Source organism: Streptomyces sp. HUAS 15-9 (genome assembly GCF_025642155.1).
Lineage (GTDB): Bacteria > Actinomycetota > Actinomycetes > Streptomycetales > Streptomycetaceae > Streptomyces.
Window position 1 is genome coordinate 1,931,910 of the sequence record NZ_CP106798.1, and the last position, 21,342, is coordinate 1,953,251.

Annotated in this window: 20 protein-coding genes and 2 pseudogenes; 8 read left to right on the forward strand and 14 right to left on the reverse strand. The window is 72.1% G+C overall.

Annotated elements, in window-relative coordinates:
* The first annotated feature begins 79 nt into the window (after positions 1-79).
* From N8I87_RS08810 to N8I87_RS08820, 3 genes and pseudogenes are all read left to right on the forward strand, one after another.
* Complete coding sequence (locus N8I87_RS08810) at positions 80-568, forward strand: hypothetical protein (protein ID WP_263207090.1); 489 nt, start codon at positions 80-82, stop codon at positions 566-568.
* A pseudogene (locus tag N8I87_RS08815) lies at positions 556-3,196 on the forward strand (ABC transporter permease subunit). Before N8I87_RS08810 ends, N8I87_RS08815 begins: the two are co-directional and overlap by 13 nt.
* Positions 3,193-3,837 carry an ATP-binding cassette domain-containing protein gene (locus tag N8I87_RS08820; RefSeq protein WP_263207092.1) on the forward strand — a complete coding sequence of 215 codons (645 nt, stop codon included), beginning with the start codon at positions 3,193-3,195 and terminating at the stop codon, positions 3,835-3,837. Before N8I87_RS08815 ends, N8I87_RS08820 begins: the two are co-directional and overlap by 4 nt.
* A 65-nt stretch (positions 3,838-3,902) precedes the next feature.
* Here N8I87_RS08820 and N8I87_RS08825 read toward each other — a convergent pair whose 3' ends face one another.
* Entirely contained in the window at positions 3,903-4,613 is a 711-nt protein-coding gene (locus tag N8I87_RS08825; RefSeq protein WP_263207094.1) for a LysM peptidoglycan-binding domain-containing protein, read from the reverse strand.
* 542 nt (positions 4,614-5,155) lie between these two features.
* On the opposite strand from N8I87_RS08825, the gene N8I87_RS08830 reads away from it, so the two are divergent.
* Together N8I87_RS08830 and N8I87_RS08835 are read left to right on the forward strand one after the other, a co-directional pair.
* A complete protein-coding gene (locus N8I87_RS08830) occupies positions 5,156-5,941 on the forward strand; it encodes a DUF8842 C-terminal domain-containing protein (RefSeq protein WP_263207096.1) in 786 nt (261 codons plus the stop codon).
* A gap of 95 nt (positions 5,942-6,036) precedes the next feature.
* The gene (locus N8I87_RS08835) at positions 6,037-6,483 is read left to right on the forward strand and encodes a hypothetical protein (RefSeq protein WP_263207097.1); all 447 of its coding nucleotides are present in this window, start codon (positions 6,037-6,039) and stop codon (positions 6,481-6,483) included.
* Between the two features lie 61 nt (positions 6,484-6,544).
* Here N8I87_RS08835 and der read toward each other — a convergent pair whose 3' ends face one another.
* The 5 genes from der to aroH form a co-directional block, all read right to left on the reverse strand.
* Entirely contained in the window at positions 6,545-8,023 is a 1,479-nt protein-coding gene (der, locus tag N8I87_RS08840; RefSeq protein ID WP_263207099.1) for a ribosome biogenesis GTPase Der, read from the reverse strand.
* Positions 8,024-8,095: 72 nt separating this feature from the next.
* The gene (locus N8I87_RS08845) at positions 8,096-8,743 is read right to left on the reverse strand and encodes a lysophospholipid acyltransferase family protein (RefSeq protein ID WP_263207101.1); all 648 of its coding nucleotides are present in this window, start codon (positions 8,741-8,743) and stop codon (positions 8,096-8,098) included.
* Positions 8,740-9,435 (reverse strand): (d)CMP kinase, encoded by a 696-nt coding sequence (gene cmk / locus N8I87_RS08850; protein ID WP_263207103.1) that lies wholly within the window; start codon positions 9,433-9,435, stop codon positions 8,740-8,742. Before cmk ends, N8I87_RS08845 begins: the two co-directional genes overlap by 4 nt.
* A gap of 251 nt (positions 9,436-9,686) precedes the next feature.
* A complete protein-coding gene (locus N8I87_RS08855; RefSeq protein ID WP_263207105.1) occupies positions 9,687-10,772 on the reverse strand; it encodes a prephenate dehydrogenase in 1,086 nt (361 codons plus the stop codon).
* Positions 10,769-11,131 (reverse strand): chorismate mutase, encoded by a 363-nt coding sequence (gene aroH, locus N8I87_RS08860; RefSeq protein ID WP_263207106.1) that lies wholly within the window; start codon positions 11,129-11,131, stop codon positions 10,769-10,771. The genes N8I87_RS08855 and aroH overlap by 4 nt, the downstream gene beginning before the upstream one ends.
* Positions 11,132-11,370: 239 nt before the next feature.
* Between aroH and N8I87_RS08865 the strand changes: the two genes are divergently transcribed.
* The 3 genes from N8I87_RS08865 to N8I87_RS08875 are packed head-to-tail and all read left to right on the forward strand — an operon-like array spanning position 11,371 to position 13,074.
* Positions 11,371-12,024, forward strand: coding sequence for a hypothetical protein (locus tag N8I87_RS08865; RefSeq protein WP_263207108.1), 654 nt, complete (start codon positions 11,371-11,373; stop codon positions 12,022-12,024).
* A 16-nt stretch (positions 12,025-12,040) separates the two neighbouring features.
* Complete coding sequence (locus N8I87_RS08870; RefSeq protein ID WP_263207110.1) at positions 12,041-12,616, forward strand: DUF6529 family protein; 576 nt, start codon at positions 12,041-12,043, stop codon at positions 12,614-12,616.
* Positions 12,613-13,074 (forward strand): Rieske (2Fe-2S) protein, encoded by a 462-nt coding sequence (locus N8I87_RS08875; RefSeq protein ID WP_263207111.1) that lies wholly within the window; start codon positions 12,613-12,615, stop codon positions 13,072-13,074. The genes N8I87_RS08870 and N8I87_RS08875 overlap by 4 nt, the downstream gene beginning before the upstream one ends.
* Here the strand turns inward: N8I87_RS08875 and N8I87_RS08880 are convergent.
* The 8 genes and pseudogenes from N8I87_RS08880 to N8I87_RS08915 all read right to left on the reverse strand — a co-directional run bounded on the left by N8I87_RS08880 (position 13,040) and on the right by N8I87_RS08915 (position 21,051).
* Positions 13,040-13,819: a nucleotidyltransferase domain-containing protein gene (locus N8I87_RS08880; protein ID WP_263207113.1), complete on the reverse strand. Its 780-nt coding sequence runs from the start codon at positions 13,817-13,819 to the stop codon at positions 13,040-13,042. The genes N8I87_RS08875 and N8I87_RS08880 overlap by 35 nt on opposite strands.
* A 3-nt stretch (positions 13,820-13,822) precedes the next feature.
* Entirely contained in the window at positions 13,823-14,842 is a 1,020-nt protein-coding gene (locus tag N8I87_RS08885) for an ADP-ribosylglycohydrolase family protein (protein ID WP_263207115.1), read from the reverse strand.
* Positions 14,839-15,558 (reverse strand): NUDIX hydrolase, encoded by a 720-nt coding sequence (locus tag N8I87_RS08890; RefSeq protein ID WP_263207116.1) that lies wholly within the window; start codon positions 15,556-15,558, stop codon positions 14,839-14,841. The genes N8I87_RS08885 and N8I87_RS08890 overlap by 4 nt, the downstream gene beginning before the upstream one ends.
* 205 nt (positions 15,559-15,763) lie before the next feature.
* Positions 15,764-16,828, reverse strand: a complete 1,065-nt coding sequence (locus N8I87_RS08895; protein WP_263207117.1) for a pseudouridine synthase — start codon at positions 16,826-16,828, stop codon at positions 15,764-15,766.
* 12 nt (positions 16,829-16,840) lie between these two features.
* Positions 16,841-17,491, reverse strand: a complete 651-nt coding sequence (scpB, locus tag N8I87_RS08900; RefSeq protein ID WP_263207119.1) for an SMC-Scp complex subunit ScpB — start codon at positions 17,489-17,491, stop codon at positions 16,841-16,843.
* Positions 17,488-18,435: a segregation and condensation protein A gene (locus tag N8I87_RS08905; protein ID WP_411577208.1), complete on the reverse strand. Its 948-nt coding sequence runs from the start codon at positions 18,433-18,435 to the stop codon at positions 17,488-17,490. The genes scpB and N8I87_RS08905 overlap by 4 nt, the downstream gene beginning before the upstream one ends.
* A 911-nt stretch (positions 18,436-19,346) precedes the next feature.
* Positions 19,347-19,876, reverse strand: a pseudogene (locus tag N8I87_RS08910) (hypothetical protein).
* A gap of 41 nt (positions 19,877-19,917) precedes the next feature.
* Positions 19,918-21,051 carry a ParA family protein gene (locus N8I87_RS08915; protein ID WP_263207123.1) on the reverse strand — a complete coding sequence of 378 codons (1,134 nt, stop codon included), beginning with the start codon at positions 21,049-21,051 and terminating at the stop codon, positions 19,918-19,920.
* Between the last annotated feature and the right edge of the window lie 291 nt (positions 21,052-21,342).

Consider the following 21,342-nt stretch of genomic DNA (forward strand, 5'->3'; position numbering starts at 1 on the left):
CTTTCAGGGTCAGCTTCCAGAGGGCATAGTGCAAGCCATTGGCCGACATGGACAGATACATGACGTGTGGGAGCCGGCGATGCGGACAACGCGACCTCGGACCGTGCACCCCGTCCTCTGGGCCGGGTGGGCCGCGCTGGCCGCGGGCGCCGTGCTGTGCGTCATCGGCTGGTACGGCATCTCGGGCGAGCGGTACGCGGAGCGCCAACTGCCCTATCTCGCCTCGTGCACGATACCCGGCGCGGCTCTGATCATCGCCGGATCGGTGCTGCTCACCCATGGCAGGAGCGCGCTCGCCGCCACGCGCGTGGACGAGTTGTACGGGCTGCTGGTGGCCGCCGAACCCGTCGCCGCCGAGGAGGCGGAGCAGGCGGCGGCCGCGCCCCTGGCGGTCGGCGGGGAGACGCTGATGGTGCCGGGCGGCACGCTGTACCACCGCGCGGACTGCCCGTTGGTGTCGGGGAAGACGGGGGCGGTCCCGGTGGACGGCAAGCTGCTGGCGAGCGGTGCGCTCGGCCCGTGCCCGATCTGCGAGCCGGACTCCGCGGCGGACCCGTGTCCTCGCTGACGTACGACCTCACGCTCGCCGGTCTCTCCGTGGGCAGCGCCGCCGCGCTCACCGGGATCGGTCTGGTCGTGACGTACCGCGCGACGGGCGTGCTCAACTTCGCGCACGGGGCGATCGCGATGGTGTGCGCGTACGTGCTGCGCGAGTCGGTGGTGGAGTGGGGGTGGCCGCTGTGGCTCGGGGCGACGGCGACACTGCTCTTCCTTGCGCCGGGGATCGGTGTGGTACTGGAACGTCTCGTCTTCCGGCCGCTGTCGGTGCTGGGCGGCGATCCGGCGCAGACCCTGGTGGCGTCCATCGGGGTGTTCGTGCTGCTGGTCGGCGGGGCGGCGCTGCTGTGGGGGCAGGGGGCGCGGGACGACGCGCCGGAGCTGGTGTCGGCGGATCCGTGGGGGCAGTTGGGGGTGGCGCTGCTGCTCGCGGTGGGCGTCGGCGTGGTCATCCGGTGGACCCGGTTCGGGCGGGAGCTGCGGGCGGTGGTGGACGACCGGCAGCTGGCGGTGCTGGGCGGCATCGACGCGGACCGGGTGGCCGCGGCGGGCTGGGCGTTCGGATCGTTCACCGCGGGCCTGACGGGCGTGCTGCTCGCGCCGTACGTGCGTCTCGACCCGTACGGTCTGCCGCTGCTCGTCATGGAGGTGGTCGCGGTCGCGGTGGCCGCGCGGATGCGCAGCCTGTCGCTCGCGGTACTGGTGGCGCTCGGCATCGCGGTCGGGCAGAGCCAGTTGACGCGGCTGCACCCGGCGGGCTGGGGCGGGCAGCTGCTCCAGGCGGTCGGGGCGAATCTCTTCGTCGTGGCGCTGCTGGTCGCGGCGCTGGTCCTGCCGGGCATCGGCACGCGCGACGCCCTGCCGCGCTCGGCCACCGCGCGCGTGCCGACGCCGTCCGGAGCCTGGATCGTGGCCGTGGTGCTGTTCCTGCTGCCGCTCGGCTTCGCGGGCTCGGACCTGCACACCTCGGTCCAGGTGCCGGCGCTCGGCGTGATCCTGCTGTCCCTGGTGGTCGTCACCGGCCGCGGCGGACAGATCTCCCTCGGGCAGGCGGCGTACGCGGGGCTAGGCGCCCTGTTCACGGCGCTGCTCGCGGCGGGCCGCTTCCCGGGCCTGCCGCGGCTGCCCGAACTGGCGGCGCTGGCGGTGGCGGTGGTCCTGGTCGCACCGCTCGGCCTGCTGACCGGCTGGCCCGCCATCGGCCGCCACGGCCTGGCCCTGGCGCTGGCCACGTTCGCGGTGGGCGTCGGGGTGAGCCGCTTCGTCTTCGCGCAGCCGTACGCCACCTCCGGGCTGTCGCTGGACCGCCCGGCGGGCTTCGACGGGGACCGCGCGTACTACGTCCTGGAACTGGCCCTGCTGGCCGCCGCGCTGCTGGCGACCCACGCGCTGCGCCGGGGCCGCACCGGACGTGCCCTCGCCGCCATGCGGGACCACGAGGCGGGCGCGTCGGCGGCGGGCGTCAAGGTCCCCTCCCTGAAGCTCCTCGCCTTCGTCTCGGGCGCCGCCCTCGCCGCCCTCGGCGGCGGCATGCTCGGCATGGGGCTGCGCGCGTTCGACCCCGGCGCGTACGACCCCGTGCGCGGACTGCTGTGGTTCGCCGCGGTCGTGGTCCTGGGCGCGGACAGCGCCCTGGGCGCCCTGGCCGCCGCGGCCCTTCTGGTGGGGCTGGACGCGGGGGCCCGGGGCGGGGTGGCGGCGGCGCTGGTCGGGGTGCTGGCGGTGCTGGTCGGACGGTTCCCCGGCGGGCCGTACGAGGCGTTGCGCACGGCCGGGCAGCGGCTGCGCCCCGCGGCGCGGGGCGCGGCTCACGGCGGTGGGGACGAGGGCACGCGCGAGACTGCGGCGACCTGCCACGCGTACGGCGCCGCCCGTCCCGCGCATCGGCTCGCAACGGTCCCGCACCACCGCCGTACGGCGCCCGACGGCCGAGACGACCGCCCTCCCGCTCCTCACCGCCCGCCACCTCCACGCCCGCTACGACGGCTTCACCGCACTCGACGGTGTCGATCTGGAGCTCCGGCCCGGTCGGGTCACCGCCGTCGTCGGGCCCAACGGGGCCGGAAAGAGCACGTTGTTCCACTGTCTGGCCGGGACGCTGCGGCCCGCGCGCGGGCAGGTCGTGTTCGGCGGGCGGGACATCACCCGCCTGCCGGCCCACGCCCGTACCCGGCTCGGGATCGCGCGGACCTTCCAGCAACTGGCCGTGTTCCCGTCGTTGACCGTGGCCGAGAACGTCCGGGTCGGCGCCGAGCAGGGGCACTTCGCCGACCCCGGCGCGGTGGAGCGGGCGCTGCGGCTGGCCGGGCTCGACGGGCCCGTACGGGCGCTGCCAGCCGCGGGGCTGCCCACCGGGACGCTGCGCCGGGTCGAGCTGGCCCGGGCGCTGGCCGGCGGCCCGTGCGTGCTGCTGCTCGACGAGCCCGCCGCGGGGCTCGACACCGTCGAAGTGGCCGCGCTGGCCCGGGTACTGGACGCGCTGGCCGCCGACGGCACCGCGCTGCTGGTCGTCGAGCACGACCTCGACCTGGTCGCCGGGATCGCCGACATCGTGCACGTCATGACGGCCGGCCGCGTCGTCGCGTCCGGCCCACCCCGCCAGGTGCTCGACTCGCTCGAAGGGGCGGCCGGACCATGACCATCTCCCTGCGCCACGCACGCGTACGCTACGGCCCCCTGGAGGCCCTGCACGGTGTCACCCTCACCGGGCCGGGCCCGGGGCTGACCGTGCTGCTGGGCCGCAACGGCTCCGGTCGCAGCACCGCGCTGCGCGCACTCGCCGGGACCGTGCCGCTGTCCGGCGGGGCGGTGGTGTGGGACGGCGTCGACGTGACCCGTGTGCCCGCGTACGAACGGGCCCGGCGCGGGCTGTTCCTGGTCCCCGAGCGGCAGGCCGTGTTCGGGTCGCTGACCGTACGGGAGAACCTGGAACTCGTGGCGTCCGCGTACGACTCCGCGCTCGACGCCTATCCGCAGCTGCGCCCCTTGCTCCCCCGCCGCGCGGGCACCCTGTCGGGCGGTGAGCAGCGGATGCTGGCGCTCTCCCGTGCCCTGCTGGCACGCGCGCGCGTGCTGCTCGTCGACGAGCCCGCGCAGGGCATGTCCCCCGCGGTGGCGGCACGCACGTACGAGTTGCTGAGCGCGCTCGACGCCTGTGTCGTGGTCGCCGAGCAGCGGTTGCCGCCGGTGCTGCGCGGGCGGCCCGCGTTCGTGTACGAACTGCGCCGCGGGGTTGTCGTGTTCGGCGGTGAGGCGGGCGAGCGGGCCGTGTACCCCTGACGGGACAGCGCCCCACCCGGCCGGTGAACCGGGTGGGGCGTCGTGCCCGGGACAGGGGGAGCGGCTCAGAGCGAGAGGCGCTGCCCGGGCACGATCAGGTCGGGATCACCGCCGATGACGGACTTGTTGGCGGCGTAGATCCGCTGCCAGGTGGTCCCGTGCCGGGCGGCGATGCCGCTGAGCGTGTCGCCCTCGCGGACGGTGTAGTTGCCGCCGGACGAGTCACGCGACGAGCCGCGGTTGGTGTGGCCGGTCGAACGCTTCGGCGACTTCGACGGCTTGGCCGGGGCTGCCTTCGTGGTCTTCGTGGACTTCGTGGTGTTCGTGCTCTTGGTGCCGACCGTACCGGAGGAGCCCGCCGCGGGTGCGGCGCCGTACGCTCCGGCCCGCGCCGAGCAGGTCGGCCAGGCGCCCCAGCCCTGGGCGTGCTGGACCTTGGTGGCCACGGCGATCTGCTGGGTCCTGCTGGCCCCGTCGGCGGTCGGCGCGTAGGCCGTGCCCCCGTAGGCACGCCAGGTGCCGGCGGAGAACTGGAGTCCGCCGTAGTAGCCGTTGCCGGTGTTGATGTGCCAGTTGCCGCCGCTCTCGCACTGGGCGATGCGGTCCCACACTCCGCCGTCCGCCGCGGCGGCGTTGCCGGTCGCGGCCAGCAGCCCGAGCGGAGCGAGCAGTGCCGCTCCGGCGAGGACCGCCGTCGTACGCGCCCTGCGGGCGGTGTCGCCTCGAGCGCTGTCGTCACGGACGTTGTCGCGAGTGGTATCGGCACATTCGGACATGTAATTCCCTCTCCACGGACCCGGGGTCCCCCACAGGCGGGGCGCGGCCGCCGCGCATGGACGCGGTCGCTCGCGCTCGCCCCGTCCGCCTGAGCCGGTGCTGCGATCTTGCTTGCCTGGTGCGCGGCCGGCGGACGTACCCGAGCGGTGCTCGTTGCACACGGCGGAGGAATGTACGGAGCGTGGCCACCCGCCATCAACCAACTCCTCGTCATTCCAGGCCAGTTCACCGTTACCTCGGGTATCGGCGACTTTCGGCCACCCACTTCATTCGCTGATTTCCTGATTTGTCGACCAGCTCCCGCGGTGATCTGTGACCCACTTCACCGATCCAAAGTCCTTTGCCATTCGAAGAGTTGACTTTGAGTGGGCGATTCCGTACCCCATGTGACCCTGTGCGGTGGATGGTTCGATTCCGTTCCCCTCCGGGCGTGACCCCCGCCACAGATCGTCCGTTGTCTCCTTCATGAGCCCGGATCCCCCCGGGGCTCATGGACCGGGAGCCACCCGGCCCTTCACGCACGCATCCCGAGGGAGCCACCGTGCCGCGCATGCTCGACGTCAGCGACGCCGTACGCGCCGAGATCGGCGACGAAGAAGCCGACCGGCTGCTCGCCGGAGAGAACGCCCCGGGCAGTTACGACTGCACGTCCTGCCGCACCCCGGGCGACTCCGAGCAGGAGCGCACCAGCACCGTCCTGTTCATCGGGGACGAGACCGCCGTCCTCGCCTTCGCCCACGCCACCTGCCTGCCCTCGCAGGTCGTCCAGGTCACCGAGGAGCAGCTGCAGGGCGCGGTCCGCTCCATCAACGGGGACAGCGCCCCCGGCGGTGAGGCGCACCGGGCCGTGCCCGAGCAGGCCGTACTCGGCGTCACCAGCGGACTGGTCCTGATCACCGGGGAGTTGCACCCGGCGCTCGTCGTGGAGCCGACCACGCCGATCGTGCGGCCCGGCACCACGGGCGTGGGCGACGACTTCCTGCCGCTGCTCATCGAGCAGGGGTACATGCCCGTGACCCAGATCAGCGCGGTGCCCCCGGTGCTGCACGGATGGTCGGTGCTGCTGGCGATGGGCCAGCTGCACGCGGTACTGCAGCCTGGCGCCCACGGCGGCCAGCCGGTCGCCTGGTGGCAGGCGCACCAGCCGCTGCAGGTCACGGACGGCTGGCGGGCGGCGGCGAACAAGCACCAGCAGGTGCTGCTGTTCGCGGCTCCGGTCGGCTCCATCGGCCGTCAGCCCCGCGAGGACCTGCTGCGGGACGCGCTCGACAAGGCGGCGGCCAACGGGAAGCTGGTCGCGGCGGCGCTGCCGCTCGCGGGTACCTGACGGCGAAGGGGTCCGCGCCCCCGGAGCGGCCCCGCACCCCCGAAGGGGCGCCCCCGCGACCGCATCCCTTCCCGCGCACGGTCGTTTGGACATACGTGCACGCATACGACGTTCCTCCCCGCCGTCCGTCCTTCGCCTCGATCCCGTCCGCACGGACGGCGCAGGAGAGCGCGGCCGTGTCATCGCCGACCCCCATCTACGACTCGCTCTACGCGGAGTGGGTCAAGTCGCTCCGGGCCCTGCCGGGCGACCGCAGCGACGAGGAGGAGCTGGGGTTCGTCGCCTTCGGGATCGCCCCGCACAGCTCCGGCACCTACGGCTCGGGGACGTACGGCTCGGGGACGTACGGCTCGGGGACGCACAGCACGGGGTCGCACGGCTCGAACTCGTACAGCGCGTACAGCGCGGGTGCGTACAGCGCCCGCCACGGCACCGGGCAGCAGCAGGCGCAGTGGCAGCGGGTCGGGACGATCGGGCGGCACGACACCGGGATGCACCATGTTCCGGCGGCGCTGCCACCGGGACCGCGCCGGGGCATGTGAGCCGGGGTGTGTGGCATGTGAGAGGGCGGCCCTTCGCCAAGGGCCGCCCTCTCGCATGCCGTCACTTCTTCTTCGTACCGCGCTTCTCGCGCACCCGCACCGAGATATGGATCGGCGTCCCCTCGAAGCCGAACTCCTCGCGCAGCCGGCGTTCGATGAAGCGGCGGTAGCCCGCCTCGATGAAGCCGGAGGCGAACAGCACGAACCGCGGGGGCTTGGTGCCGGCCTGGGTGCCGAACAGGATGCGCGGCTGCTTGCCGCCACGGACCGGGTGCGGGTGGGCCGAGACCAGTTCGCCGAGGAAGGCGTTGAGGCGGCCGGTCGGCACGCGCGTCTCCCAGCCCGCGAGGGCGGTCTCGATCGCCGGGACCAGCTTCTCCATGTGGCGGCCGGTGCGCGCGGAGACATTGACCCGGGGCGCCCAGGCGACCTGGCCGAGCTCGGTCTCGATCTCGCGCTCCAGGTAGTAGCGGCGCTCCTCGTCGAGGGTGTCCCACTTGTTGTAGGCGACGACCATCGCGCGGCCCGCCTCGACGGCCATGGTGATGATCCGCTGGTCCTGCACGGAGATGTTCTCGGAGGCGTCGATCAGGACGACCGCCACCTCGGCCTTCTCCACCGCCGCCGCGGTGCGCAGCGAGGCGTAGTAATCGGCGCCCTGCTGAAGGTGGACCCGCTTGCGGATACCGGCGGTGTCGACGAACTTCCAGGTCACGCCGCCCAGTTCGATCAGCTCGTCGACCGGGTCACGGGTGGTGCCCGCGATTTCGTTGACGACGACGCGCTCCTCGCCCGCGACCTTGTTCAGCAGCGAGGACTTGCCCACGTTCGGGCGGCCGATCAGCGCGATGCGGCGCGGGCCGCCGACGGCGGTGCCGAAGGTCTGCTCGGGGGCGTCCGGCAGCACCTCAAGGACGGCGTCCAGCATGTCGCCGGTGCCGCGGCCGTGCAGCGCGGAGACGGGGTGCGGCTCACCGAGCCCGAGGGACCACAGGTACGCGGCATCCGCTTCGCCGCTCGGCCCGTCGACCTTGTTGGCGGCCAGCACCACGGGCTTGCCTGCCTTGCGCAGCAGACGTACGACGGCCTCGTCGGTGTCGGTCGCGCCGACCTTGGCGTCGACGACGAAGACGACCGCGTCGGCCGCCTCGATCGCGTACTCGGCCTGGGCGGCCACGGAGGCGTCGATGCCGAGGACGTCCTGCTCCCAGCCGCCGGTGTCGACGACCTTGAAGCGGCGGCCCGCCCACTCGGCCTCGTAGGTCACCCGGTCGCGGGTGACGCCGGGCTTGTCCTCGACGACCGCCTCGCGGCGGCCGATGATCCGGTTCACCAGGGTCGACTTGCCGACATTCGGCCGGCCGACGACGGCGAGCACGGGCAGCGGGCCGTGGCCCGCCGCCTCGATGGCACCCTCGACGTCCGCGATGTCGAAGCCCTCTTCCGCGGCGAGCTCCATGAACTCCGCGTACTCGGCGTCGCCAAGCGCTCCGTGGTCATGCTCTTCGAGCGAGCCCTCGGAGTGGATGTCGTCGTTCATGAAGTCTGTACCTCGTTCATCGTGGTGATCGGTGGAGCACCCTGTAAGGGCTGGTCCACTACTCAGTGTCGTCTAGCGCCCGGTCAGGCGCCTGGCGTTTTCCAGGTGCTCGGTGAGCTGCTTCTGGATGCGCTCGGTCGCCTCGTCCAGCGCCCTGCGCGTGCGTCGCCCGCTGCCGTCGCCCGCCTCGAAGGGTTCGCCGAAGACGACGTCGACGCGGGAGCGCAGCGGGGGCAGTCCCTTCATCAACCGTCCCCGCCGCTCGGAACTTCCCAGCACGGCCACGGGCACGATCGGGGCGCCGCTGCGGACCGCGAAGTAGGCGAGGCCCGCGCGCAGCGAGGCGAAGTCGCCCTCGCCCCGGGTGCCCTCCGGAAAGATGCCGAGCACTCCCCCGGCCTCCAGCACGCCCAGCGCCCGCGCGATCGCCGTGCGGTCGGTGCTCTCGCGGTCCACCTTCACCTGGCCGATGCCGGTCAGGAACCGGCCGAGCGGGCCGATGAACGCCTCCTTCTTGATCAGGAAGTGCGTCGGCCGGGGTGCCACGCCCATGACCATCGGACCGTCGATGTTGTGGGAGTGGTTGACGGCGAAGATCACCGGGCCGGTCGCGGGCACCTTCCAGGCGCCGAGCACCCGGGGCTTCCACAGCCCGTACATCAGGCCTACGCCGATGCGCCGCCCGACCTCGGCGCCTCTCTCCGACGCGTCCTCGGTCACTTTCCGGCCCGCTTCTCCTCGACGAGGGTGACGACGCACTCGATGACCTGCGGCAGCGTGAGGTCGGTGGTGTCCACCTCGACCGCGTCGCCCGCCTTGGCGAGCGGCGAGGTCTTGCGGCTGGAGTCGGCCGCGTCACGCTTGATCAGCGCCTCGCGGGTGGCGTCGACGTCCACGCCCTTGAGCTCACCACTGCGGCGGGCGGCGCGGGCCTCCGGGGAAGCGGTCAGGAAGATCTTCAGGTCGGCGTCCGGCAGCACGGTGGTGCCGATGTCACGGCCCTCGACCACTATGCCGACCTCGGCGGTGGCGGCCAGCGTGCGCTGCAGCTCGGTGATCCGGGCGCGCACCTCGGGCACCGCGCTGACCGCGCTGACCTTGGAGGTGACGTCCTGGGTGCGGATCGGGGCGGCCACGTCGACGCCGTCGACCGTGATGGTGGGGTTGGCCGGGTCCATGCCCGAGACGATCTCCGGCTTGCCCGCCACGGCGGCGATCGCGGTGGGGTCTTCCAGGTCGATGCCGTTGTTCACCATCCACCAGGTGATCGCCCGGTACTGGGCCCCGGTGTCCAGATAGCTCAGGCCGAGCTTCGAGGCCACGGCCTTCGACGTGCTCGACTTGCCCGTGCCGGAGGGGCCGTCGATCGCGACGATCACGGGCAGGGCGGTCCGGGCGGCGCCGTTTTCCACGGGGGGACACCTTCCTGGTGCTGTGTGGTGGGTGTGCGGGACGCGAGGGCGCCCCGCACAAGGTTACTGGGTGCGGCTCACTCTTCCGGCCCCTCCTCGGCGGGGTCCGTCATTGCGGCCCGTGGGGGTACCCCCTGCTCGAAGAGCTTGGGGGAGTTTGAGGACGAGGCCGTCCAGGCCGAAGCGGGGCCCGGGGGCGGCAGCCCCCGGACGGCCACGACAGCACCGGTCACTCACGACAGCACCGGTCACTACTGCCGGATCGCCCAGCCCCGCTCCCGCAACGCAGCGGCCAGCGCCACGGCTGCCTTCGGCTCGACCATCAGCTGCACCAGACCGGCCTGCTGCCCGGTCGCGTGCTCGATGCGTACGTCCTCGATGTTGACGCCCGCCCGCCCCGCGTCGGCGAAGATGCGGGCCAGCTGGCCGGGCTGGTCGTCGATGAGCACGGCGACCGTCTCGTAGATCCGCGGAGCGGACCCGTGCTTGCCGGGCACCCGGACCTGCCCCGCGTTCCCCCGCCGCAGCACGTCCTCGATCCCGGAGCTGCCCTCCTGCCGCTTGGCCTCGTCGGCCGACTGCAGGGCGCGCAGGGCGCGGACGGTCTCGTCGAGGTCGGCGGAGACGTCGGCGAGCAGATCGGCGACCGGGCCGGGGTTCGCGGAGAGGATGTCGATCCACATCCGGGGGTCGGAGGCGGCGATCCGGGTCACGTCCCGTATGCCCTGGCCGCACAGCCGTACGGCCGTCTCCTCGGCGTGCTCCAGGCGCGCGGCGACCATGCTGGAGACCAGGTGGGGCATGTGGGAGACCAGGGCGACGGCGCGGTCGTGGGCGTCGGCGTCCATGACGACGGGCACCGCCCGGCAGTGCGAGACCAGCTCCAGGGCGAGGTTCAGCACCTCGGTGTCGGTGTCGCGGGTGGGCGTCAGCACCCAGGGGCGGCCCTCGAAGAGGTCGCCGCTCGCGGCCAGCGGGCCGGACTTCTCGCGGCCCGACATGGGGTGCGTGCCGATGTACGACGACAGGTCGAGGCCCAGCGACTCCAGCTCGCGGCGCGGGCCGCCCTTGACGCTGGCCACGTCGAGGTAGCCGCGGGCCACGTCGCGGCGCATGGCGTCGGCGAGGACCGCGGACACATGTGCGGGCGGGGCGGCGACGACGGCGAGGTCGACACGGCCCTCCGGGGCCTCGTCCGTGCCGGCGCCCAGCGCGGCCGCCGTGCGGGCCTGCTCAGGGTTGTAGTCGGCGAGGTGGACGGTGACGCCCCGCTGGGTCAGGGCGAGCGCGGCGGACGTACCGATGAGGCCGGTGCCGATGACGAGAGCGGTCCTCACTGGGCGATGTCCTTGCGCAGGGCGGCCGCGGCGCCGAGGTAGACATGGGCGATGTCGGCGCGGGGCCGCTCCGACTCGATGTGGGCGAGGACGCGGACCACGCGGGGCATGGCGCCCTCGATGTCCAGCTCCTGGGCGCAGATCAGCGGGACGTCGACGATACCGAGCTTGCGGGCGGCGGCCGCCGGGAAGTCGCTGTGCAGATCGGGAGTGGCCGTGAACCAGATGCTGATCAGGTCGTCCACGCTCAGCCCGTTCCGCTCCAGGACGGCGGTGAGCAGAGCTCCGACCTGCTCGTCCATGTGGCCGGCCTCGTCCCGTTCCAGCTGGACGGCCCCCCGGACCGCTCGTACCGCCACGGCGCTGCTCCTTGCTGAGATGCGTATCGGCTCTTGGTCCGTCCAGCGTAGTCAGGGCGGGCCGGTGCGGTGGGCGGCGCCCGCCCGCTGAGACAGTCACCGAGAACGGCGAACCGTCCCGATGTCACCCATATCGCTGTATCCCGCTACTTCATGCGAGAACACCCCCGTGCGCCTCTTTACGCCGGGGCCGCCTGTCCGCTCTGATGTCAGGAAGCCCGCCTCGGGGGAGGCTCTTCATGAAACGTCCCGGACCTTTGCTGACCCTGCTCGCGGGTCTGCTGCTCGGCCTGTTCCTGCTGACGCTCAACGCGACGACGGGAACGAGGAACACGGCGTCCACGTACAAGGAGCGGTCGCCCGTCCCGACACCGGCCGGATCCGTCGCGTCACCCGCCACCACTCCCACCCCGTCCCGCACACAGATCGCCGACGCCTCCTACGCGGGCCGCACCGACGACGACTCCTCCTCGGTGGCCGTGTCGATCCGCGGCGGCAGGGCGATCGCGTACTTCTGCGACGGCCACCGCAAGGAGGCGTGGCTGAAGGGCGACGTCGGGGACGACGGCAGCATGCGGCTGACCGGAAAGCAGGGCGCCGAACTGAACGGCCGCCTCCAGGAGGGCCGACGCATCCGCGGCACGGTGAACCTCGACGGCGGCTACTACGCCTTCACCGCCGACAAGGCGGTCAAGCCGTCCGGGCTCTACCGGGCGACGGCCACCGTGCGCGGCGCGAAGATCGACGGCGGCTGGATCGTGCTGTCCGGCGGTCGGCAGGTCGGCATCCTCAGCCGCGACGGCAAGGCAGGCGCCGCGCCCCGCATCGACCCCGCGACCGGCGCGGTCACGGTCGACGGCGAGCGGCTGACGGCACGTCCCGTGACCCCGTGACCGGAGGGAGCCGACCATGACCGTCGACCCGAACGCCGCCACCCAGGGCTTCCCCACGCCCGAGTCCCGCCCGCACCCGGCCCGCTATCTCGTCCCGGCGCTGGTGGCCGCCGCCGTCGCGGTCGCCCTCGGTGTGTACGGAAAGGTGCACCATCCGGCGGGGACCGCCTTCAATCTCGCCGGGTTCAGCAGTACGGGCGCCGTGAAGTCGTGGCTGGCGACCACCGCGGTCTTCTTCGCGGTGATCCAACTGGTCTCGGCGCTGATGATGTACGGAAAGCTGCCCGGGCCCGGCTGGACGCCGGTGCTGCACCGCTGGTCGGGCCGGGTGGCGTTCCTGGTGGCGGTACCGGTGGCGGTGCACTGTCTGTACGCGTTGGGCTATCAGACGTATGAACCGCGCGTTTTATGGCACTCCCTCCTGGGTTGCTTCTTCTTCGGTGCTTTCAGTGCCAAGATGCTGCTGCTCCGCTCGGAGCGACTTCCCGGCTGGCTGCTGCCGGTCGTCGGCGGACTGGTGTTCGCCGTTCTCACGGTCATCTGGCTGACGTCGGCCTTCTGGTTCTTCCGTACGTTCGGAGTGACGACATGACGCACGACTCGACGCGGCGCACGGCCCTCGCGACCGGCGCGGCGGCGCTCGCGGCGGGTTGCGTGGGATGCGGCACATACGGCGAGAGCACGAACTCCGGCGAGACGAAGGGCTCCAGAGGTGAGGAGTCCGGGAAGGAGGAGTCCGGACCGTCCGCGGGGGCCGCCGCCGGGCAGGCGCTGGCGAAGACCAGTGAGATCCCGGTCGGCGGCGGCACGATCTTCAGGGAACAGAAGATCGTGGTCACCCAGCCGAACCAGAACGAGTTCAAGGCCTTCTCGGCCGTCTGCACCCATCTGGGCTGCACCATGGCCCGGGTCGTGGACCGCACGATCGACTGCCCCTGTCACGGCAGCAAGTTCGACATCACCGACGGCTCGGTGGCCCACGGCCCGGCGACCAAGCCGCTGCCGCCGGAGAACATCAGGGTCGACGGGGGGACGATCCAGCTGGCGTGACCCCGAGCCGGACGCGCACCACGAAGTCGTGCAGGGCGTCGTGGGCGCTGGGCGCGTCGGGGAGCTTCGAGTTGCTCCGGGCCTCGTCGAGCACGGCGTGCAGGCGTTCCACCTCGGCCTCCACGCGCGCGTGGTCGACCTCGGCGGCCCCGTGCTCCCGCTCGGCCTTCGCCGCTATCAGCTCCGGCAGACAGGCGGGCGCGTCCGGTCCCGCGGCGAGCGTGGGCAGATGGGCCTGCACCTGTCCGCTGCGCATCAGGTGGATGCCGGTGAGCAGTACCCGGAACGTGTAGAGCAGCGGCTTGAGTTCACCGGTCTTCTCGAACAGGCGCCACTGTGTCGCCGCGAATCCCCGGTAGTGGTGGGCGTGATGGCTGGTGAGGACGCCGGCCGCGAGCTCGGCCAGCTCGCGGTGCGCGTCGGTGGTGTGCACGACCAGGGGTGAGAGCAGCTGCTCCAGGACGTAGCCGTTGCGGCGCAGCATCAGCCGTACGAACTTGCGCAGATCGTGGGTGACGAGGTCCAGCTCGACGCCGTGGTGCACCCAGGTCCGTGACCTCGTCTCGGCCGGCTCCCGCAGCCCCACCAGATCGGCGGCGGGCAGCAGATGGACGCCCCGCAGGTCCAGGTCGGAGTCCTGCGAGGGGAAGCCGTACAGATGCGCGCCGGAGACGGTCGCGAACAGCAGGGGGTCCGGCTGTTCGGCGATGACGGGCGTCAGGTCCAGGTCGAGATCGTCGATCATGGACTAAGCGTCCCAGAGGGCCCCCAGGGTGAGCAGGTCTCCCCCGTATTCGATCCGGTCCGCCCACGCGGTCGGCCAGGCGTCCGTGCCATGGTGGGCGCCCGCGAAGGCGCCGGTCAGACAGGCGATGGAGTCGGAGTCGCCGGAGCTGCACGCGGCCCGGCGCAGGGAGGTGACCGGTTCGTCGACGAAGAGCAGGAAGCACAGCAGGCCGGTCGCCAGGGCCTCTTCGGCGATCCAGCCCGCGCCCGTGGCCAGACAGGGGTCGGCCTCGGGCGAGGCGGTGCGTACGGCGTCCTGGAGGCGGCCCAGGATCTCCAGGCACTCGTCCCAGCCACGGGAGATGAAGTGCTCGGGCGAGGGGTCCTGCGAGCGGGTCCACAGATCGCCGAGCCAGGTGTGGTGGTAGCGGGTGCGGTTGTCGAGGGCGTACGAGCGCAGCAGTCCGATCAGGCCGGTGGGCTCGGTGCCGTGGGCGAGCAGCCGTACGGCGCGGGCGGTGAGGTCGGAGGCGGCGAGTGCCGTCGGATGGCCGTGGGTCAGCGCGGACTGCAACTGGGCGGCGCCTGCGCGCTGTTCGTCGCTGAGGCCGGGGGCGAGTCCGATCGGGGCGACGCGCATGTTGGCGCCGCAGCCCTTGGAGCCGATCTGGCTGGCGTCCTGCCAGGCCCGCCCCTCCTCCTTGAGGAGGCTGCACGCCTTCAGGCAGGTGCGCCCGGGAGCCCGGTTGTTCTCCGGCGACTGGTACCAGTCCACGAACTCCTCGCGCACCGGCCGTTCCAGCCGCTTGGGCGCGAGCACCCCGCGGTCCATGGCCGTGCGCAGCCCGCGGCCCAGCGCCAGCGTCATCTGGGTGTCGTCGGAGACGAAGGCGCGCTCGGGCAGCTCCATCTCCCGCCAGGGTCCGCACTTGGCGAGGATCGACGGGACGTCGTTGAACTCGGTGGGGAAGCCGAGCGCGTCCCCGAGGGCGAGGCCCAGCAGGGATCCGGTGGCGGCGCGCTTGTTCACGGTGGTGGTCATGCGGGGTGTCCTTCCCGGGACGGTCGGAGCAGGGGTGGGTGCAGGGCGGTGGCGGTGCCCGCGCGGTAGAGGGCGGCCGGCTTGCCGCGGCCGCCGGTCAGCCGCGCGGCCCCGGGCACGGGCTCGACGAACCCCGGTGTGGCCAGCACCTTGCGGCGGAAGTTGGGGCGGTCGAGCGCCGTCCCCCACACCGTCTCGTAGACCTGCTGGAGCTCGCCGAGGGTGAACTCGGGCGGGCAGAAGGCGGTGGCGAGGCAGGTGTACTCGAGCTTGGCGCCTACGCGGTCGTGGGCATCGGCCAGGATCCGGTCGTGGTCGAAGGCGAGCGGCCCGGCGGCGTCGTACGGCAGCCAGCGCGCCTGGGCCGCGTCGCCGCCGCCGTGCGGCTCGGGCGCGTGGGGCAGCAGCGCGGCGAACGCGACCGACACGACCCGCATCCGGGGGTCGCGGCCGGGCGCGCTGTAGGTGCGCAGCTGTTCCAGGTGCAGCCCGGAGACGTCCGACAGGCCGGTCTCCTCGGCGAGTTCACGCCGGGCGGCCGTCTCGGCGGACTCGTCCGGCAGCACGAAGCCACCGGGCAGCGCCCAGTGGCCGGCGAAGGGCTCCTGGCCGCGCTCGACGAGCAGCACGTGCAACGCGTTCGCGCGCAGGGTGAGGACGGCGAGGTCGACGGTGACGGCGAACGGTTCGTGGGCGTACTTGTCGTAGCCCTCCACGGTCTCGCCTCCTTCACGGTCAGGGCTTTATGGTCAGAGCGACTAATAGTCACCTCGACTATAAATACGACACCCCCGCCACCGCAAGCCCTCAGCCGCCCCCTGAGCGCCTTGCGCGCAAACGGAAGCGGCCGGTACCGGGAATCCCGGTACCGGCCGCCACAGAGCCGCTGAGAGCCCTCCTGGGCTCCTGGCACTCCAGTGTCTAGAGGTCGACTTCCTTCATCAGCATGCCGACCTCCGTGTTCGACAGCCGCCGCAGCCAGCCCGACTTCTGGTCTCCCAGGGTGATCGGGCCGAAGGCGGTCCGCACCAGCTTCTCGACCGGGAAGCCGGCCTCGGCGAGCATGCGGCGCACGATGTGCTTGCGGCCCTCGTGGAGCGTCACCTCCACGAGGTAGTTCTTGCCGGTCTGCTCGACGACCCGGAAGTGGTCCGCGCGCGCGTAGCCGTCCTCCAGCTGGATGCCGTCCTTCAGGCGCTTGCCGAGGTCACGCGGGATCGGGCCCACGATCGCGGCGAGATAGGTCTTCTTGACGCCGTACTTGGGGTGGGTCAGACGGTGGGCCAGTTCGCCGTGGTTGGTGAGCAGGATGACGCCCTCGGTCTCGGTGTCGAGCCGGCCGACGTGGAAGAGCCGCGTCTCACGGTTGGTGACGTAGTCACCGAGGCACTGGCGCCCCTCGGGGTCCTCCATCGTCGACACGACACCGGCGGGCTTGTTCAGCGAGAAGAACTGGTACGACTGGGTCGCCACCGTCAGGCCGTCGACCTTGACCTCGTCCTTCTCCGGGTCGACACGGCGGCCCTGCTCCAGGACGATCTCGCCGTTGACCTCGACGCGCGCCTGCTCGATGAGCTCCTCGCAGGCACGCCGGGAGCCGTAGCCCGCGCGCGCGAGGACCTTCTGCAGCCGCTCGCCCTCCTGCTCGGCGCCCGGGAAGGTCTTGGGCGGCTTGACGTCCTTCTTGCCCGCGTACCGCTCGCGGTTGCGCTCCTCGGCCCGCGCCTCGTACTCGCGGGAGCGACCCGGAGCCGTACGGCCGCCGCTCTGCTGGGACTGCTTGGGCCCGCCCTTGGCACCACCACGTGCGGCGCCGCCGCGGCCCGCCTTGGGGCCGTCCTTCGTGGCGCCGGGGCCCACGTCGTAGCGGCGCTCCTCGGGACGGGGCTTTCGGGGACGGCCCTGCCCCTGCCGCTCGTCCCTGTTGTTGCCGGCACCACGGTAGTTCCCGCGCCCGCCGCTCTTGCCGCTGCCGCTGCTTCGCATCAAGTTTCCGTCTTAGTCGTCTGCGTCCTGACCGCCGGGCGCGTCGGGCGCGTCCGGGTCGAACGACGGTACGCCCTCCTGGGTCTCGGCCTCGATCGCCTCCGCCTCCGGGAGGAAGGGCGCGAGCTCCGGGAGCTCGTCCAGACCGCGCAGGCCCATCCGCTCCAGGAAGTAGTTCGTCGTCCTGTACAGGATCGCACCTGTTTCGGGTTCCGTGCCCGCCTCCTCGACCAGACCGCGCTGGAGGAGGGTGCGCATCACACCGTCGCAGTTGACTCCGCGTACGGCCGAGACGCGGCTGCGGCTCACCGGCTGGCGGTAGGCGACGACTGCCAGGGTCTCCAGCGCGGCCTGGGTGAGCCGGGCCTGCTGGCCGTCCAGGACGAAGCCCTCGACGGCGGCGGCGTACTCGGGGCGGGTGTAGAAACGCCAGCCGCCTGCGATGAGCCGCAGCTCGAATCCCCGCCCCTGGACGGTGTACTCGTCGGCCAGCTCGCGCAGCGCGTCCGCGATCTGCCGCCTCGGCCGCTGGAGGATCTTCGAGAGGTGCTCCTCGGTCGCGGGTTCGTCCACGACCATGAGGACCGCCTCCAGGGCGGGCTTGAGGTCGAGGTCGGCGACGGTGCGCAGACCGGCCGGTACGTCGGTGATCTCCTCGCTCACGCTTTCTTCTCCTCCTTGGGCTCCTCGGGCGCCCGGTCGAACTCGTCGGTGACCATCGGCGTCCCGTCCCCGTCCCCGCCGGTCCACCGCACGATGAGGTCCCCGAGGGCGGTCTCCTGATCCAGCGCGACGGCCTTCTCGCGGTACAGCTCCAGCAGGGCGAGGAAGCGGGCCACGACGGTCAGGGTGTCGTCGGTGTCCTCGACGAGCACCCGGAAACTCGCCTCGCCCATTTCCCTCAGCCGCGCGACGACGATCCCGGCCTGCTCCTGCACGCTGACCAGCGGGGCGTGGATGTGGTCGACGTACACCTGGGGCTTCGCCCTGGGCTGCATCGCCTTGACCGCGAGCTTGGCGAAGCCCTCGGGGCCGATGCTGATGACGACCTCGGGCAGCAGCTCGGCGTGGTGCGGTTCGAGGCCGACGGTACGGGGGTAGCGGCGGGCCTCCTGATCGAGGCGGTAGTTGAAGATATCGGCGATCTGTTTGTACGCCCGGTACTGCAGCAGCCGCGCGAACAGCAGGTCCCGGGCCTCCAGCAGAGCCAGGTCGGCCTCGTCCTCGACCTCGGCGGCGGGCAGCAGCCGGGCGGCCTTGAGGTCGAGCAGCGTGGCGGCGACGACGAGGAACTCGGTCGTCTGATCCAGGTCCCAGTCCGGCCCCATCGCCCGGATGTGCGCCATGAACTCGTCGGTCACCTTGGACAGGGCGACCTCGGTGACGTCCAGCTTGTGCTTCGAGATCAACTGAAGAAGCAGGTCAAAGGGCCCCTCGAAGTTGGCAAGCCGCACCTTGAAGACACCGTCGACGGCCCCGGAGGAGTCACCTGACAACCCCTGCGGTACAGCCCCCGCCCCGGGCAGGACAACGCCCGGCCCGCTCTCCCCGGCCTCAGGGAGGACGGCCTCGGGCCGCGAGAGCCCCGGCTCGCGCCCAAGGGTCACGGCCTCGGACTTGGGCTCGGAGAGGAGGCCCGCAGGCTCAGTCCCCGGGATACCGGCCCCAGACGCGGAGATCCCCCGCTCTGACACGACGGACCCGGACCGCCGGCCCTCCGGCTCGGGCTCGGCAAGAAGGCCCGCGCGCTCGGAGCCCGGGGGAACAGGACCGGTTACGAAGATCCCCGGCTCCGCCGACGAACCCTCCGACTCAGCCCCAGGAAAGACCGCCTCGAGCCGGGTAGGGCCCGCATCGGACACCACGGCCCCAGACCGCCGGCCATCCGGCTCGGGCTCCGAAAGAAGGCGCGCGCGCTCGGAGCCCGGGGGAACAGGACCGGTTACGAAGATCCCCGGCTCCGCCGACGAACCCTCCGACTCAGCCCCAGGAAAGACCGCCTCGAGCCGGGTAGGGCCCGCATCGGACACTACGGACCCAGACCGCCGGCCATCCGGCTCGGGCTCCGAAAGACCACCCGCGGGCCCGGCCCCCGAAAGCACAGCCCCGGAACCGGAGAGTCCCGGATCGCGGCCCGGCACCACGGCCTTGGGCTCGGAGATCTCCGGCTCCGGCACGACGGAGCCGGACTGTCGGTGTTCCGACTCGGGCTCGGAGCCCGGAAGCGCGGGCGCAGGCTCGTACGTGTCCGGCTCGCGGCTCAGGGGCGTTGCCTCGGGGGCGGAGGGCTCCGGTTCCGACGCGACGGGAGCGGGCCGCGAGCCCTCCGGCTGAGGCTCGGGGGCGGTGTCGGGGTTCGTGGGGGGCCCTGGCTGAGCTGCCGCCGAGGCATTCGGCGGCGGAGCCGTGCCCGGTCCCCGCCCCAGGGCGCGTCTGCGGCCGGCCGAGGGGCCGGGGGCGGGAACGTCGTTCGAGGTCATGGCCGTCGCAGGCTATCGCTTACCGCCCACCGAGCCGACTACCGGCCGCGCAGCCGCCGTACCAGGATGCTCGCTTCTCCCCGGGACTCCAGGTCGGCCAGCACCACCGCGACGGCCTCGCGGACGATGCGTCCGCGGTCGACGGCCAGCCCGTGCTCGCCGCGGAGCACCAGCCGGGCGTGCTCCAGGTCCATCAGTTCCTCGGCCGACACATACACGGTGATCTTCTCGTCGTGCCGCTCGCGCCCGCTGGGGCGCCGCGCCGCCGCCCGGCTCCCGCGCTTGCGGGGCTGCGCGTCGGCGGAAGAGGCGGCAGAACCTTCCTGCGCCGCCTGCCGCCGTGCCGACCGCTCCGCCGAGGCGGCCCGGCTGCGGGACTCGCCCGCGTCGGCTCTAGCTCGGCCTCCGCGGCCACATGCTCCGCGCCGTCGCCGTCGCCGCCCTGCACGGGCACCGACGGCGGCACATCCTCCGACGCGGCGGCCGCCGCGTCGCTCTCCCCCGCGGGAGCCGGTACCCGGGCCTCGCCGTTGGCCGGGCGCCGGGGAGTGGACGGCTGGAGCGCCATTCCCCCTGTCGTACGGAACAGTTCGTCGGCCCCCGGCAGACTCACTCGGCGTGACACCGGGCGAGCACCTCCCTGGCGAGCTGGCGATAGGCGGCGGCACCGACGGAGTTGGAGGCGTACGTGGTGATCGGCTCACCGGCGACCGTGGTCTCCGGGAAGCGGACCGTGCGGCCGATGACCGTGTGGTAGACGTGGTCGTCGAACGCCTCGACCACACGGGCCAGCACCTCACGGCTGTGGACCGTGCGCGAGTCGTACATCGTGGCCAGGATCCCGTCGAGCTCCAGCTCCGGGTTGAGCCGCTCCTGGACCTTCTCGATGGTCTCGGTGAGCAGCGCGACACCACGCAGGGCGAAGAACTCGCACTCCAGCGGCACGATCACCTTGTGCGCGGCCGTCAGCGCGTTGACGGTGAGCAGGCCGAGCGAGGGCTGGCAGTCGATCACGATGTAGTCGTAGTCGTCCATCAGCGGCTTGAGCGCACGCTGGAGCGTGGACTCGCGCGCGACCTCGGAGACCAGCTGGACCTCGGCGGCCGACAGGTCGATGTTGCTGGGCAGCAGGTCCATGTTGGGGACCGCGGTCTTCAGGAGGACCTCGTCCGCGGACATGCCCCGCTCCATGAGCAGGTTGTAGACGGTGAGGTCGAGCTCCATCGGGTTGACGCCGAGACCCACCGACAGCGCGCCCTGCGGGTCGAAGTCCACGAGCAGCACACGCCGGCCGTACTCCGCGAGCGCGGCACCCAGGTTGATGGTCGACGTCGTCTTGCCGACGCCGCCCTTCTGGTTGCACATCGCGATGATCTTCGCGGGGCCGTGGTCGGTCAGCGGGCCCGGGATCGGGAAGTACGGCAGCGGGCGCCCGGTCGGGCCGATGCGCTCGCGGCGCTGGCGGGCAGCGTCGGGCGCGAGCGTGGCCGCGTACTCCGGGTCCGGCTCGTATTCGGCGTCGGGGTCGTAGAAGTGCCCCTCGGGCAGTTCGTCGTAGTCGGCGAGTTGGTTGTGGGGCGCGCCACTTCCGTCGCCGGCCATGGCGTTCACGTGATGGCCATCCATGCTCTGGTGTGCTGAGTGAGTCACCCCTGCAGACCGGTGACTCTGTTGGGCGAAGGTACGCACCGCGACGGAGCCGACAGCCTCGAACCCCGCGGGACCCTGGGCCCGTACCGGCATTCCTGGTTGACCACCCCCGGGAGAAAATGTCGACTCATTCACAAGTCGTCTTACCTCCTTGGTGACCAGGAAACTTCTAGACAGGTCAGCGTGGCACCATGCCGACGGTTGGCGACTCTATGGCGTGTCGGCGGTCCGCAGCAACACAATCCGCCGGACCCGGCAGGATGTGTCGGCAATGAAACATCCCTCTGTCAAGGGCGTACGGCCGTCGCACGGCAGGTTTCACCGGTGTGCGAATCGGTCGAAGGGTTACGTTCGAGGCGAGTTGACCGAGCGTCGCAAAGTGAC